The sequence below is a fragment of the Caballeronia glathei genome (assembly GCF_000698595.1).
In the GTDB taxonomy this organism is placed as follows: Bacteria; Pseudomonadota; Gammaproteobacteria; order Burkholderiales; family Burkholderiaceae; genus Caballeronia; species Caballeronia glathei.
On the sequence record NZ_JFHC01000323.1, the window covers coordinates 1 to 379 of the forward strand.

The following is a 379-nucleotide window of genomic DNA, read 5'->3' on the forward strand; positions in this document are numbered from 1 at the left end:
CCCAGCCACTTCGCCGACAATCTTGGGAAAGAGGTTTTCAACAACGCGCTGGCGGGCTTTTTCCGCCAATTGCTCGCGCATCTTTTTGACCTTCTCATCGGGTGCCATCGCAATGAGGGTCGTCATGTCCAGGCGCGTGTACCAGACTTCCAGAGGATTCATCCGGGAATACTCCCGCAGGTGCTCTCGGTAGGCGCGCACGCATTCCAGGACGCCTCTGCGGCAATCTGCGTCCGGCAACTGGTTATCGCGTCCCGCGACAGCAAAACTGACGGCCAACCGTTTCAGATCCCATTCCCAAGGTGCCGGCAGCGTTTCGTCAAAGTCATTCAGATCGAAGACCAGATTGCGCTCCGGCGTGGCAAACAAGCCAAAATTC

Annotated in this window: 1 protein-coding gene; it reads right to left on the reverse strand. The window is 57.3% G+C overall.

Annotation, left to right across the window (positions count from 1 at the left end; all coding sequences use genetic code 11):
* A partial coding sequence (locus tag BG61_RS38975) for a DUF2252 family protein (protein WP_035943906.1) occupies positions 1-379 on the reverse strand: 379 nt, incomplete at both ends.